The organism is Pedobacter rhodius (assembly GCF_027213645.1).
GTDB classification, from domain to species: Bacteria; Bacteroidota; Bacteroidia; order Sphingobacteriales; family Sphingobacteriaceae; genus Pedobacter; species Pedobacter rhodius.
In genome coordinates this window covers 132,017-146,277 of the sequence record NZ_JAPWGL010000002.1, presented here as the reverse complement: position 1 = coordinate 146,277, position 14,261 = coordinate 132,017, and the positions used below count along the sequence as shown (strand labels likewise).

Annotated in this window: 13 protein-coding genes; 3 read left to right on the top strand and 10 right to left on the bottom strand. The window is 36.3% G+C overall.

All coding sequences use genetic code 11. The annotated features are described in order from the left end of the window. Window positions 1-536: 536 nt before the first annotated feature. Complete coding sequence (locus O0931_RS06190) at window positions 537-1,739, bottom strand: DUF763 domain-containing protein (protein ID WP_269414692.1); 1,203 nt, start codon at window positions 1,737-1,739, stop codon at window positions 537-539. Between the two features lie 152 nt (window positions 1,740-1,891). Here O0931_RS06190 and O0931_RS06185 point away from each other — a divergent pair, with 152 nt between their 5' ends. Continuing rightward, complete coding sequence (locus O0931_RS06185) at window positions 1,892-2,980, top strand: metallophosphoesterase (protein ID WP_269414691.1); 1,089 nt, start codon at window positions 1,892-1,894, stop codon at window positions 2,978-2,980. 2 nt (window positions 2,981-2,982) lie between these two features. On the opposite strand, the gene O0931_RS06180 is transcribed toward O0931_RS06185, so the two are convergent. After that, a complete protein-coding gene (locus O0931_RS06180) occupies window positions 2,983-4,182 on the bottom strand; it encodes a GAF domain-containing sensor histidine kinase (protein ID WP_269414690.1) in 1,200 nt (399 codons plus the stop codon). A gap of 174 nt (window positions 4,183-4,356) precedes the next feature. Between O0931_RS06180 and O0931_RS06175 the strand changes: the two genes are divergently transcribed. Continuing rightward, a complete protein-coding gene (locus tag O0931_RS06175; protein WP_269414689.1) occupies window positions 4,357-5,829 on the top strand; it encodes a glycoside hydrolase family 130 protein in 1,473 nt (490 codons plus the stop codon). Between the two features lie 74 nt (window positions 5,830-5,903). Here O0931_RS06175 and yidC read toward each other — a convergent pair whose 3' ends face one another. The 4 genes from yidC to O0931_RS06155 form a co-directional block, all read right to left on the bottom strand. Next, entirely contained in the window at window positions 5,904-7,712 is a 1,809-nt protein-coding gene (gene yidC, locus O0931_RS06170; protein ID WP_269414688.1) for a membrane protein insertase YidC, read from the bottom strand. Window positions 7,713-7,731: 19 nt separating this feature from the next. After that, entirely contained in the window at window positions 7,732-9,348 is a 1,617-nt protein-coding gene (gene pyrG / locus O0931_RS06165) for a CTP synthase (protein ID WP_269414687.1), read from the bottom strand. 281 nt (window positions 9,349-9,629) lie between these two features. Then, window positions 9,630-10,172, bottom strand: coding sequence for a hypothetical protein (locus tag O0931_RS06160; protein WP_269414686.1), 543 nt, complete (start codon window positions 10,170-10,172; stop codon window positions 9,630-9,632). 46 nt (window positions 10,173-10,218) lie between these two features. Beyond that, window positions 10,219-10,779: a DUF3575 domain-containing protein gene (locus O0931_RS06155; protein ID WP_269414685.1), complete on the bottom strand. Its 561-nt coding sequence runs from the start codon at window positions 10,777-10,779 to the stop codon at window positions 10,219-10,221. 92 nt (window positions 10,780-10,871) lie between these two features. Between O0931_RS06155 and O0931_RS06150 the strand changes: the two genes are divergently transcribed. Further along, complete coding sequence (locus O0931_RS06150; RefSeq protein WP_269414684.1) at window positions 10,872-11,384, top strand: GNAT family N-acetyltransferase; 513 nt, start codon at window positions 10,872-10,874, stop codon at window positions 11,382-11,384. A gap of 133 nt (window positions 11,385-11,517) precedes the next feature. Here O0931_RS06150 and kdsB read toward each other — a convergent pair whose 3' ends face one another. From kdsB to trpS, 4 genes are all read right to left on the bottom strand, one after another. Next, window positions 11,518-12,303 (bottom strand): 3-deoxy-manno-octulosonate cytidylyltransferase, encoded by a 786-nt coding sequence (gene kdsB, locus O0931_RS06145; RefSeq protein ID WP_269414683.1) that lies wholly within the window; start codon window positions 12,301-12,303, stop codon window positions 11,518-11,520. Window positions 12,304-12,305: 2 nt separating this feature from the next. Further along, window positions 12,306-12,503 (bottom strand): DUF5808 domain-containing protein, encoded by a 198-nt coding sequence (locus tag O0931_RS06140; protein ID WP_269414682.1) that lies wholly within the window; start codon window positions 12,501-12,503, stop codon window positions 12,306-12,308. Between the two features lie 4 nt (window positions 12,504-12,507). Next, the gene (locus O0931_RS06135; RefSeq protein ID WP_269414681.1) at window positions 12,508-13,122 is read right to left on the bottom strand and encodes a deoxynucleoside kinase; all 615 of its coding nucleotides are present in this window, start codon (window positions 13,120-13,122) and stop codon (window positions 12,508-12,510) included. Between the two features lie 75 nt (window positions 13,123-13,197). Next, window positions 13,198-14,196, bottom strand: a complete 999-nt coding sequence (trpS, locus tag O0931_RS06130; protein ID WP_269414680.1) for a tryptophan--tRNA ligase — start codon at window positions 14,194-14,196, stop codon at window positions 13,198-13,200. Window positions 14,197-14,261: the final 65 nt, after the last annotated feature.

The following is a 14,261-nucleotide window of genomic DNA, read 5'->3' as shown; positions in this document are numbered from 1 at the left end:
TTTAATAGCATCAGACTCAAACCAGCTTAACCTGATAGGCGAGAATCTTAATCCTGCTCATGCTCGTTTAAAACGAGCGTAAATAGCTTATCGTGTTTCACGATTAAAAAACCGCGATAGTTAATCGCTGCTCTATTATGCAGTGATCTTAATCCTGCTCACGCTCGTTTAAACGAGCGTGTAAATAGCTTATCGTGTTTCACGATTAAAAAACCGCGATATGTTAATCGCTATTCTATCATGCACTCGTTAGAAACGAGCGCAAGCGGTAGGCGGGAATCTTAATACTTTCCTGCTCACGCTCGTTTAAACGAGCGTGTAAATAGCCTATCGTGTTTCATGATTAGAAAACCGCGATAGTTAATCGCTGCTCTATTATGCACTCGTTAGAAACGAGCGCAAGCGGTTTTCAATACGTCTTTCCCGCGCAGGCGGGAATCTTAATGCCTGGCAAATTTTATCTCCCACAGATTACACGAAATACGCTGATGTTATTTGCGAAATCATCTTTATCTGCGGGAAATAAATTGCAAACTTCAAAATAACTTCAATTGCTTATTCCGGGGAGCTTCTTCTTTTCCAAAAACGGTGCGGCCACCATATTTCCAGCTATCCGTTCTCTCTTTTTCTATAACTTTATCGAAATCCATATTTGGCGTAAAGTCATGTTCTGCATTTCTGGCGATTTCATGTAACGATTTGATGGCTTGCAGTTTGTCTGAATTCCCTATTTTAGCCATTTCAACGGCTTTTTGTAATGTCGTTAAGGTCTCGTCATAAACATTTACGGGAACTGGAAATGGATGTCCGTCTTTCCCTCCGTTTGCGAAAGAATACCTGGCAGGGTCGCTAAAGCGGGAGGGTGTGCCGTAAATCACTTCACTTACCAGCGCCATGGATTGTAAAGTTCTCGGTCCCATGCCTTCGAGCATCAAAAGTTCTTCAAAATCTGTGGGTTTCTTTTCCTGTGCGAGCCATAAAATACTTCCAAGTCGTTTTAAATCAACATCTTTACCCCTTACATCATGATGAGCAGGCATAACCAGTTTCTGAATTTCCGTGATCATTTTAGCCGGTGCCTCATCTGTAAGACTAAGCATGCTTGTCCTTGTTTTTGATGCTTCGTTTGCTGTTAAATTTAAAATCTGACCCTGATTAACGCCACAAATGCCGGCATGTGGTTCTTCTACAAACGATTTAAGATTTTCTGAATGCCAATGATACCGCCGCGCAGTTGAGCTAAAATTGCTCATTCCCTGTTGCACAACTGCCCAGTCACCATCGCTACTTAAAATAAAACTATGCAGGTAAAGTTGAAAGCCATCCTGAATGGCTGTGTTATCTACCTTTGCACTCAATTTACTCGCACGAACTAATTCCATTCCGTTTAAACCTGTTTTATCAGCAATATTCAGGAGTTCGGCTGGTGTTTCCCGGCTATATTTCCCCTTGCCACCACAGATATAAATGCCGAGTTCTTTAGATAAGGGGTTTATAGATTTCTTTAATGCGCCCATTACAGAAGTTGTGATGCCTGAAGAATGCCAGTCCATGCCCATAACGGCACCCAGACTTTGAAACCAAAATGGATTGCTCATTCGCCTGATAACTTCGGCCTTTCCATATTCTGCTAAAATAGATTCAGTAATTGCCAGGCCAAGTTTAGCCATACGCTGCGCAAGCCAAGGCGGAACGTGGCCATAATGTAAAGGTAAATCCGTACTTCCTGATCTTTTCAATGCTAACAAATTTAGTAATTATTTAAGGATTATCAATATCTTTCCGCTTAAGTATTAAAGCAATACTCAAAAAATATTTCGTTTTCTATTTCCTTCCTGTAAACCAAAGCCTCCTTTTTTTGTTAAGTTTGGTGTTAAAACAGGCGTTAATAATGAGAAAACTTTTACAGAAATTACTTAGTGCCTGGATTATCAGCATATCGAATAAATTTGGTTCAAGGCCTGATAAACAACGTATTCATGATGCGTTGTCACAGCTCTACAAAAACATAAACGCTAGCCCGGGAAAAAGAGGTGAAATTTTTGAAATTAAGGAAACTGATGGATTTATAATTCTTTCTGATCAGCACAAAGGTGCCAGGGACTTTGCTGATGATTTTGCTTTAGCTGAAAAAAACTACTTAAAAGCGCTTGAATATTATGAAGCAAAAAAATTCAGTTATATAAATTTAGGAGATAGTGAAGAGCTTTGGGAAAACTTGCTCGAATCTGTTATCAAGCATAATAAGGAAACGTTTGAAGCCGAAAAATTATTTATTAAACGTAAGGCTTTTACTAAAATATTTGGTAATCATGATTTGTACTGGGACAATGATCCGCTTGCTCAATTTAATCTAAAGCGGATTTATGGTGAAGTAATTCGTATTTACGAAGGTGCAATTCTTCGTTTTAATTTAGATGGGAAAGTTTTGGATATTTACTTAACGCATGGGCATCAGGGCGATTTACAAAGTGATGGAAACTGGTTCAGCAAATGGTTTGTTAGCACAATATGGGCGCCTTTGCAAGCCTATTTGAAAATAAACCCTAATACACCGGCATATGATAATCAATTAAAAACGCTTCACAATACGCTGATGTATGATTGGGTTCAAAGTCAGAACGGATTGGCTTTAATTACCGGACATACACATCAGCCCGTTTTTGCCTCCTTAACACATCTTGAACGGTTATACCTGAAGTTAAAAAATGCAACAACCGGTCAAAACGTGAAAGAAGTAGAAAATTTGACTTTAGAACTGAATAAACTGGTTGCCAAAGGGGAGCAGCCACCAGCTTTAAATAAATATAAATCTTCTTATTTTAATTCCGGGTGTTGCTGTTTTAACGATGGCGATATTACGGGAATAGAAATTGAATCCGGCTTAATCAGGTTAATCAAATGGTCTTATCAAAAAAGTGATTTGCCTGAGCGATTTGTACTTGAAGAAATGAAACTCAAAGATTTATTATTCGAATAGTATTATTTAACCGGTAGTTCAACCAAAAAAGTAGTTCCTTTATCTTTGCCTTCACTTTCTGCCCATACTTTTCCTTTATGTAAATCGACCAGCATTTTAACCATTGAAAGCCCTAAACCATTTGAACGTTCTCTGCCGGTGGATACTGTGCTCAACCTGGCAAACTTAATAAATAGTTTGTCAATATCTTCTTTTAATAAACCTGGACCATCATCTTTAACAGCTACCGTTACTTTATCATCTTCAGGCAAAATGGAAACTTTAATTTCCTGACCAGGCGCTGAATATTTTACCGCATTGCTGATAAGGTTTCCAAATATATCGTATAATTTTTCAGCGTCGCCATAAATTTCAACAGATAAATCTGTTTCAACTGTAATTGATTGACTTTTATTTTTAAGCACCAAACCAAAGTTTTGTTTAACGGTATTTATAATTTCAGCGAGATTAACTTTTGATTTTTGTAACTTAATCGACCCGTGTTCACCTCTTGCTGCGCTTAAGATGGTATTTAAGTTATCTACAATGTTTTTCGATTGCTGTGTAATCTTTCCAGCAATTAGTGTCGCTTTCCCGTCAACGCCGTTGATTCTGGAAATTAATTCAGATTGAAGTGAAATACTCGTCATAGGGTTTTTCAAATCATGAATGAGCATGTGCAAGCGGTTGTCGTGCGCTCTTAACGTTTTGCGTGTAGCGCTCCTCAGTTCGAGCTTTTCCATAACAATTGTGGATAACCGCTCCAGCATGTTCAATTGTTTCTGTGTAGGATTTCTTGGGACTGAATCTGCAACGCTAACTGTACCAATTTGATAGCCTTCAGGTGTTTTTAAAGGTGCTGCCGCATAAAACCTGATAACAGATTCAAAAGGCGATGTAACTACATCATTTATTTCAGGAAGTTTATGAATATCTTCAAATACAGTAGTGCCATCTTTTAAAATGGCTATTGCAGAATAACTTTCATTTCTTTTGATGTCGTTTAATGTTAAATCACCAATACTGGCTTTAAAAAAAACAGCGTTGCTATCAACAAAAGTTATAAATGCAAATGGTGCATCAAAAATTTCTGCAGCAAGTATTGCAATGGTATCGAAAGCATTTTCCGGCGGCGTACCTAATATTTCATAGTCCTTTAGTTTTTTTAAACGCAGCTCTTCATAATCAGGGATTATATTTGTTGGAATGTTGTGATTAAACATAAATATCGAAAATGGAATTTTATTAAAGGTAAATATTATATTAACTAAAAACTTAAAGGTACTCAATAAGAAAACCCATAAATATTGAAACAAATAACCGGTAAATTTAGTTAGTTATGTTATCTGAGATTGGTGAAAAAAATTAAAGCTAAAGAACACCAAAATATTTTAAAAATGAGACTATATATAGAACGAAAACCTGTAAAAGTAAACCCGGATACGAAAAGAGTTATTGCCAGATTCTTCTTCAACGGAGATGAACGAGCTTTAGAAGTAATTAGAAAAGTGCTTCAATTTTCAGATGATAAGGTCTTTTCGCTGATATCACCAATTCTTCAGGAATATTCCAAGCGGCACAGAAATATTACTAAAATTTTAAATCGTCATTGTAAAAAATTAAAAAAACAGTTTACTACACTCAATGTCGATTTTGAAGACCTGGATCCATATATGCGTTTATTGATTGGCGCCTATTTTACACATGAATATTCAATAGAATCTGCAGCGTTTTTTAATCCCAGCATAATTGAAGATCCTGATCAAACAGACCTGGTTGAAGGTGAGAAGCGGGTAATAATTAGTTTCAGGGCCGTTGGAGAAGGTCATATTTCATCAATTGTTTTCAGAAGGGCGCTGATTGACGCTAAAAATAATATACAGGTATTACCCGTTGGAAATTATGTTGATGAGGCAGAGGTGGTGAAAAATGCCATCTATGTTAAAAGAATGTTTCTGAAGAAAGCAGCTTATGCACAAATTGATGCATCGGTGCTGGAAGAAATGGAGACAAAGCTTGATGATAAATTCGAATACACCGGCCTGAGTAATTTTATTAAGGATTCTAAGGCATTGCATAAAGATAGCCCTCAGCGATTAATTGAATATGATAAGGTACTTTGGCTATCCGATACTTATCATACAATAACTTTTTCAAAAGATACCGATATTTCTGACCGTGTAATTTTTCCGATTTCTGAATTTGAACGTAAAGGTATTGAAGACGCCCGTTTTGTTAAATTTATAAAGGAAGATGGTAGGGCTGTTTATTATGCAACTTATACTGCTTTTGATGGTTCGCTGATTATACCGAAATTGGTACAAACGGAAGATTTTTACGAATTTAAAGTAATTCCGCTTTATGGAGATGGCGCACAAAATAAGAATCTGGCACTTTTCCCAAGAAAAATTAAAGGCAAGTACGTAATGATGAGTCGTATTGATGGCTGGAATAATTATTTAATGTTTTCGGATAAAATTAATGTCTGGGAAAACCCGATCTTGTTAAAACAACCCAGATTCGACTGGGATTTAGTACAGATAGGAAACTGTGGTTCACCAATTGAAACCGATAGGGGCTGGATTGTAATTACGCATGGTGTAGGGCCCATGAGAAGATATTGTATTGGGGTAAGCTTATTAGATTTGGAAGACCCCAGTAAAGAAATAGGTCATTTAAAAGAACCATTAATTATTCCGAATAATGATGAACGTGAAGGTTATGTACCAAACGTTGTTTATTCATGTGGTTCCATCATTAGCAATGGCGAATTAATTATCCCTTATGGATTATCAGATTATAGTTCATCATTCGCTACCGTTAATTTAGAATTACTTTTAAATAAGTTATTAGAGAACAACGAAAACTAAATTTAAAACTTAAACAAGCAGGCCTGAATGTTCATCACATTCAGGCCTGCTTGTATTATCCGTTAAACGAATAGTTATTTTTTACCTTTTGTAGGCAATTGTTGCTGTTGCTGACGCATGTAATCATCTAAACGTTGTTGGAATTTAGACTTCTTCTTTTTCTCGTCTGCAGGACGTGCTTTGTTCTGTTGAATTAAAGCATGTATTTTATCATCATCAACCATTTTACGGATTAAGAACTGTTGTCCGAAAGTCATTAAGTTGGCTAAGAAATAATAATAGTTTAATCCTGATGGATAACTGTTTAACACACCCAAGAAAATAATTGGCATAATGTAACCAATGTATTTCATCTGACCGGTAGCGCCTGAAACCTGGTTATTGAAATAAGTCATGATTAAGGTAGAGATGGTCATCAATACACACATTAAACTTAAATGGTCGCCGATAAAAGGAATTTTAATGCCGAAGCGGATAAACTCATCGTAGGTTGATAAATCTTTCATCCAAAGAAAACTTTCCTGTCTCAACTCAAATAAATTCGGGAAGAAAAAGAAGAAGGCCATTACAAGTGGTAGCTGTAATACCATTGGTAAACATCCGCCAAGCGGATTTACGCCTGCCTTCTTGTAGAGTTTTAAATATTCCTGTTGAACTAAAGTTGGATTATCTTCACCAACTTTGGCTTTAATTTCATCCATTTCCGGTTTTAAAACCCTCATTTTGGCCATTGACAGGTATGACTTATATGTTAGCGGGGATAAGGCCAGTTTTAAAAGAATGGTAAGTGCAAAAATGATTAACCCGTAGTTCCAGCCAAATCCGTTAAGGAAATTAAACACTGGCAGTACAATAAAACGGTTAACATATTTTAATGGCCAGTAACCCATATCAACCTGTTGTTCCAAATCGTAACCCTGCGCTTTTAAAGCAGAGAATTTATTGGTTCCGAAATAGAATTCCATTTCATAAGCCTGGTTCGCCAGGTGCGTATATGGCAATTGCATATTTGCGCCATAGAATTTAATCTGACCAGGGGCTGTTGGGATTTTAACTTCCAGGTTTCCTTTTTCAAAAGCTTGTTTAGCAATCAATGAAGCCGAAAAGAAGTGTTGCTTAAATGAAATCCACTGTATTTTTCCTTTTGTTAACTCTTCTTTTTCATCTTTTGATACACTTAAATGATTTACATCGCCATCGGCATATTTATAATACGGTGCCGAATAACGGTGTTCGCTTTCAATAGATTTTTCCTGCTGAAGTAAAGTTGTTTCCCAATTTAAATTAATGGTATTACCGGAAATTACCTGCTGTAATCCAACTAAATTAACATTAAAGGCAACTTTATTACTTAATGCTTTTAAATCGTAATTGAACTCAACATAAGCATTTGTGCCATAATCAGCACGCATAGTTACTTTGTTTCCTGTTTTGGCAGGCGTGAAATATAGATCGTTTGTATTGATAACTTTTCCTGCCGCATTTAGGTTTAACCCAAATTTGTTTGCGCCACCATCAAAAAGAATTAAAGGCTTTCCATCAAAAGTTTTTTGTCCTTTAATTTGCACCGATAAGATTTTACCGCCTTTGTTGGTTAAAGTGATTAATAAATTTTCGTTTTCTAAAACAGTTTTTGATTCTGTTCCGGCAATTGCCGTTCCGAAAGGGCCTTTTAATGCCAGGGAATCAACAACCGGATTTATTGGCGCGGCCTTTATAACCGTATCTTTTGGTGCGATAACGGCACCCGCTTTTTTCAGAGAATCTATTCTTTCCGTTTCTTTGGCTTTTTTTAGTTCTGCTTCACTTGGTCTGAAGAAGTAGAATGATCCGCCTAAGATGATCATAATCAGGAATAATCCTGTAAAGGTATTTCTATCCATTATTTATTTTATGCTGCCGTTAATTAGTTTTCTTTTTAGCATACTCCATTGCAGCGGCCACAAATTTAACAAAAAGTGGGTGAGGATTTGCTACTGTTGATTTTAATTCAGGGTGGAATTGTCCGCCCACGAAAAAAGGATGGTTTTTTAATTCAATAATCTCTACCAGGCCCGATTCGGGATTAATGCCGGAGGCAATCATACCGGCATCTTCATATTGCTTTAAATAATCATTATTAAATTCATAACGGTGGCGGTGACGCTCGTTAATGTGTTGTTTGCCGTAAATGGCAAAGGCTTTCGTACCTTTTTTAATGTCGCAGGGATAAGAACCCAATCGCATGGTACCGCCTTTATTGGTTATTTTTTTCTGCTCTTCCATCATATTGATAACAGGATGTTTCGCATTTTCTTCAATTTCTACCGTATGGGCATCTTTTAAGCCTAAAACATTACGTCCATATTCTATAACCGCACATTGCATACCCAAACAAATCCCGAAGAAAGGAATATTATTTTCGCGAACGTATTTAATGGCGTCAATTTTACCTTCGATACCGCGGCTGCCAAAACCCGGTGCCACTAAAACACCTTGCAAATGGCCTAATTTTTCTTTTACATTATCCGGGAAAATGCCTTCTGAGTGTATATATTCTACCCGCACCTTGCATTCATTTTTGGAACCTGCATGTACAAAAGATTCGATAATTGATTTATATGCATCGGGCAATTCGACATACTTACCAATTAAACCGATTTTAACTTCTGCCGTCGGGTTTTTTAAACGACCAAGGAAATCTTTCCAGCTTTCCATATCCGGTTCGCTTTTAGTCGGGAGTTTTAATTTCGCTAAAACAGTTTTATCTAATTGTTCTTTTAACATCAGCAAGGGCACATCATAAATGGTAGATGCGTCCATTGATTCGATTACCGCATTAACGTTAACGTTACAAAAAAGTGCAATTTTTTTTCTGATATCCTGAGAAATGTGATGTTCTGTACGGCAAACCAGAATATCCGGCTGGATACCATATTCTAATAAAGCCTTAACCGAGTGTTGTGTTGGTTTGGTTTTTAACTCACCGGCAGCTGCTAAATAAGGAATTAATGTTAAATGGATTACAATTGCATTGCTGTTTCCCTGTTCCCATTTAAACTGACGAACCGCCTCTATAAATGGTAAGGATTCAATATCGCCAACGGTACCACCAAGTTCGGTTATAACAATATCAAATTCACCGCTTTCGCCAAGGATGCTCATGTTACGCTTAATCTCGTCGGTGATGTGCGGGACTACCTGTACGGTTTTGCCTAAATATTCGCCCTTACGTTCTTTATTGATTACGTTCTGGTAAATACGTCCGGTTGTAATATTATTTGCCTGAGAGGTAGGTACATTAAGGAAGCGTTCGTAATGACCAAGATCCAGGTCTGTTTCAGCGCCATCTTCAGTAACAAAGCATTCGCCATGTTCGTATGGATTTAAAGTTCCCGGATCAATATTAATGTAAGGATCGAATTTCTGGATGGTTACACGATAACCTCGTGCCTGTAAAAGTTTAGCTAAAGAAGCCGAGATAATGCCCTTACCTAATGAGGAAGTTACACCGCCCGTAACAAAAATATACTTAGTCATGTTTCTGAATTTATGCAACAAAGGCAAAAAATGTTGCTTTTTGTACGGGGTACAAAGGTAGCAAAATTACTCATTAGCACCTAAATAAAACCGGCTATTTTTAAAAATGATAAAGCGGTGTGATTCAGAAAATTAGAGGCAAAGCGATTTTATTCTTATCTTTTTATAGCGTTTGCAGTAAATTTTTGACATTTAGAACCTCCGATATTTCTTACATATTACGCTACACTTCAATCTCAGAAATGAATACAATTTACGATGAATAAATATTTTTTGTGTTTTTAACAACACTTATAGTAAACCTTAACCTTTTGTTCTTTTTCATCCCAGGCGATGTAAACATTACTTTCCTTACCAAGGCGATATTTAAAACCATTTAATCCTGATTTCTTTAATGCTTCGTAAAGTGCTTTATCAGGCGTGTTGTTGTCTGCCTTATCATCGGCCATTACTGCAGGTTCCAGGAAATTATCTTCGCTAAAGAAATCACTTGCAATGGTTTTAAGGAAAATTACCTGGTCTTTCTCTTTTGAAAGGTCGATATTAGGATCGGTATTTCCAACCAGTTCCGTGCCTTTTAGCTTTACGTTATATATTTCTAATCCTTTTGAATTTTTGATGGTAAAATTCAAAACCATGTCTTCGGGCTTTCTACCGGTTAACTCAATTTTAAAGGTATCTTGTGTTTTAAAATCGGAAAAAGATTTGGCGATACTGGAATTCACATTTTTAAATTCAATGGATTCAGCCTTCTTTTTATCATTAGATTGGCATGATGATAGGAGAATTAAGCAAGTAAAAATATAGAGTGATAGTTTTAGCATAGTCGAAATTACAAATTTTAACCTTTATTAAATATTTAAATCAGAATTAGAAGGAATAACCTATGGATAAGCATAATTGAAAATCCAGATATGACTTTGGTGCGGAAATGCCATTAAATATTTCCGTATTAAGGTATTTTCCATAGCCTAATCCTACTGTAGTTTCCATTAAAAATCTTTTAGTAGGTATAAATTGAAAACCGACGTTTCCTCCAGAGCGAATAGAATTTGCGATAAAGTTTCTATTCCTTCCGATGGAAAAAAAACCAGTATTATCTACATTGGCATTTGAAACAATTGTTTTATTTAAGTTTCCAAAATATAAGCCATAAAAAGGAATAATTTCGTTTGGCTTAATCGCTGTAGCATAGATTTTCGCTCTCAATAAGAAACCATTATACTTATAATACCTTCCCCAATTTAATTCACCTTTCGAATAAGATAACTCTAAGCCATATTTATTCGCAATCGTTTTTTCTATTGAAAATGACGGACCTTTTGCAACAAGGTTAAGCATATTACTTTTAATAGAAATTCCGGCTTGTTTTTGGGCACTAGCATAGATTGTTTGTAGAACTAATAAAATTAAACAGAATGTTTTTCTCATAGGCGAATATCTTAAATTAGTAATTTTTAATATAATTAGCAAAAGAATAAAATTTGTGCATTTTAGTAATTATTTACGGTAATTAACTTTATATGAATTTGTTTGAACAAACAAGGAAAGTTGCAATCGGTAGGAAGCACGTTGAAATTGTTGCCTATCAACCGAAATATCGGGAAGCATTTAAGGCATTAAATGTAGAGTGGATTTCTAAATATTTTACAATGGAAGAATCTGATTATAAAGCTTTGGATAATCCCGAAGGTTATATTTTAGATAAAGGTGGTTACATTTTCTTTGCGCTTTACGATGGAGAACCTCTGGGCGTTTGTGCTTTAATAAAGATGGATGATAGAGAATATGATTTTGAACTGGCTAAAATGGCTGTTTCACCAAAAGTGCAAGGAAAAAGTATAGGTTTTTTGTTGGCTAGTGCAGTTATTGATAAAGCAAAGTCACTTGGTGCTAAAAAGATATATTTAGAAAGTAATACAATACTTAAACCTGCAATAAATCTTTATTACAAACTTGGTTTTCAGAAAGTTGAAGATAAGCCCACACCATATACGCGTTGTAATATTCAAATCGAATTGGTTATAAACAATTAGCGTAGTTATACTGATCTGATAGCCATCGGATTCCTTGCCTGCCGCAGGCAAGGAATTTCAGCATCTTTAGGAATAGATTCTGAAATAAATCAGATAGCCATCGGATCCGGGTGACAGCAATTTAATAAATTTTTTATTCAGCTTTTAAATTCTTTAAAAGCTTATTTAATTTTTCAAGGTCTTCAGGCGTATCAATCGCAACAGTCTCTAAGTCAGTTATTTTGGTTTGAATGTAAAAACCATTTTCAATCCAGCGTAACTGTTCCAGGCTTTCTGCCAGCTCTAAAGAAGAGGGTGGAAGTTTAGTAATCGCCTTTAAGGATTCGGTTCTATAGCCGTAAATACCTATGTGTTTATAAAACAGATGCTTTTCTGCCCAAACCTTGGGTTCGCCATTTCTGATGAACGGAATTGGACTGCGGCTGAAATATATCGCTCTTCCATTTACATCAATTACAACTTTAGGACTATTCGGATTGAGGACAGTTTCCTGGTCATCAATTGATTTTATCAGGGTGGCCAGTTGTACTTTTTCTTCGGTAAAGCAACTTGCCAGTAAATCAATCTGAGCGGGTGCTATAAAAGGTTCATCACCCTGAATGTTAATTACAATATCGAATCCGGGAAACTGTTCAATAGCTTCAGCACATCTGTCTGTTCCGCTCTGATGTGTTGATGCGGTATAAGCAAACTCACCGCCGAATCTTTTAACCGCTTCCGCAATGCGCTCATCATCCGTTGCAATTACTACTTTCGATAAACTTTCTGCTTTTGAAGCTTGTTCGTAAACGCGTTGAATCATGCTTTTGCCAGCAATATCAACCAAAGGTTTCCCCGGAAATCGGGTGGAAGCGAAGCGTGCCGGTATGACTCCGATAATCCTTAAATCTCCGGGAGACTTTTTCTTTCCATCGTTCATGTCTAGTTTTTGAAAGATTTGTACAACACAAATGCAAGAATCAATAGTATAATGATATATGAAATTGGGTGTGCAAAATTAAGTGTCCAACCTAAAACCTGAACTCTTTTAGGAACAATAAATCTCGAATCATTTCTGTTGAAATAAAACATGCCCCATTTCCAGTTTTCAGGATTATCGTGTTGAAAGTCTTGCTCCATTCAGTTAAAATAAGCCATTAATTTCTGCTTCGATGGATTGAATTACAGTTCCCAAATCTTCTGGATTGTTAGAGAAATCTAACTTATCCTTATCCAGGATTAATAATTTACCCAGGTTGTAACCTTTAATCCAGGCCTCATACTTTTCGTTCAGTTTAGAAAGATAATCTATACGAATACCAGCCTCATACTCACGGCCGCGGCGTTGAATATTGTTTACAAGTGTTGGTACAGATGCACGCAGGTATACCAACAAATCCGGTGGTTTAATAAAAGAGGTGATGTTATCAAAAATAGCACGGTAATTATCATGATCACGGGTGGTCATTAATGCCATATCATGCAGGTTTTCGGCAAAAATATGGGCATCTTCATAGATAGTTCTGTCTTGAATAACATTACGTTTATTTACTTCAATATCGGTTATTTGCTGAAAACGACTGTTCAGGAAATAGATTTGAAGGTTGAAACTCCAGCGCTTCATGTCGCTGTAGAAATCTTCCAGGTATGGGTTGTTATCCACAGCCTCATACAAAGCCTCCCATCCATAATTTTTAGCCAATAAACCGGTTAAAGTGGTTTTACCTGCGCCTATATTTCCTACGATTGCTATGTGCATATGCTTTTGTGTAAGATGTGAGCTGGAAAAAAGAAGATGTTATCCTGCCTTGTTGCTCAAATCTATTAAATTAAATTAAAAACTTTTAAATCCGATTAAACTGCGTACTTCTCTTATTGTCTTCTGTGCGCTTTCACGAGCTTTTAAAGCGCCATGTTTGGCAACTTGTCGTAAGTAAGAATCATCTTTTGCAATATCCTGAATACGCTCACGCATGGGTGCTGTTGCTATAATCATATCTTCTGCTAATTGTTTCTTAAAATCACCATAACGGATTTGCATTTTATTGTACAAATCGTCAAAATGCTGATGGGTATCTGCACTCGAAACGACTTTCATCAAATCAAAAAGATTTTGAATGGCTTCAGGCTTTGCCTGGTTTTCTTCAGTTGGTCCGCCATCACTTACGGCCCTCATTACTTTTTTACGTATGGTTTCCGGATCATCAGATAAATACACTGCATTGGCCTCACCTTCTGATTTTCCCATTTTTCCTTTTCCATCCAAACCGGGTACTTTTACGAGCTTTTCTGTAAAACTAAAAGCATAAGGCTCAGGAAAATATTCGGTATTGTAAAGTCTGTTAAAACGATTTCCAAAAGTTCTGGCCATTTCCAAATGTTGTTCCTGGTCTTTGCCAACTGGTACTTTTGTTGCTTTATGAATTAAAATGTCTGCTGCCATTAAAACCGGATAGGTTAACAAACCTGCATTAACATTATCCGGATTTGAACGAACCTTATCTTTAAAAGATGTACTGCGTTCCAGTTCACCCATATAAGCATTCATATTTAAATAAAGATATAATTCAGCAATTTCCGGCACATCGCTCTGTATATAAATCGTACTGTTTTCGGGATCTATTCCACTTGCCAGGTATTCCACTAAAACATGTTTAATATTACCATGCAAATCAGCAGGTGTAGGGTGTGTGGTTAAAGAGTGTAAATCGGCAATAAAAAAGTAGCAATTGTAATCATTTTGCATTTGTACAAAGTTTTTTACCGCACCGTAATAATTGCCTAAATGTAATTTTCCTGTAGAGCGAATGCCGCTCACCACTGTTTCTTTCATAATGGCACGAAATTAAAAATAAAATGTAAGCAAATTACAAATCGTACCAATTTTAATATTAAGAA

What these genes read in the sequence shown, in the direction of transcription:
- O0931_RS06185 (WP_269414691.1), top strand. Translation starts at nt 1,892, where the DNA reads ATGAGAAAACTTTTACAGAAATTACTTAGTGCCTGGATTATCAGCATA.
- O0931_RS06180 (WP_269414690.1), bottom strand. Translation starts at nt 4,182, where the DNA reads ATGTTTAATCACAACATTCCAACAAATATAATCCCTGATTATGAAGAG.
- O0931_RS06175 (WP_269414689.1), top strand. Translation starts at nt 4,357, where the DNA reads ATGAGACTATATATAGAACGAAAACCTGTAAAAGTAAACCCGGATACG.
- yidC (WP_269414688.1), bottom strand. Translation starts at nt 7,712, where the DNA reads ATGGATAGAAATACCTTTACAGGATTATTCCTGATTATGATCATCTTA.
- pyrG (WP_269414687.1), bottom strand. Translation starts at nt 9,348, where the DNA reads ATGACTAAGTATATTTTTGTTACGGGCGGTGTAACTTCCTCATTAGGT.
- O0931_RS06160 (WP_269414686.1), bottom strand. Translation starts at nt 10,172, where the DNA reads ATGCTAAAACTATCACTCTATATTTTTACTTGCTTAATTCTCCTATCA.
- O0931_RS06155 (WP_269414685.1), bottom strand. Translation starts at nt 10,779, where the DNA reads ATGAGAAAAACATTCTGTTTAATTTTATTAGTTCTACAAACAATCTAT.
- O0931_RS06150 (WP_269414684.1), top strand. Translation starts at nt 10,872, where the DNA reads ATGAATTTGTTTGAACAAACAAGGAAAGTTGCAATCGGTAGGAAGCAC.
- kdsB (WP_269414683.1), bottom strand. Translation starts at nt 12,303, where the DNA reads ATGAACGATGGAAAGAAAAAGTCTCCCGGAGATTTAAGGATTATCGGA.
- O0931_RS06140 (WP_269414682.1), bottom strand. Translation starts at nt 12,503, where the DNA reads ATGGAGCAAGACTTTCAACACGATAATCCTGAAAACTGGAAATGGGGC.
- O0931_RS06135 (WP_269414681.1), bottom strand. Translation starts at nt 13,122, where the DNA reads ATGCACATAGCAATCGTAGGAAATATAGGCGCAGGTAAAACCACTTTA.
- trpS (WP_269414680.1), bottom strand. Translation starts at nt 14,196, where the DNA reads ATGAAAGAAACAGTGGTGAGCGGCATTCGCTCTACAGGAAAATTACAT.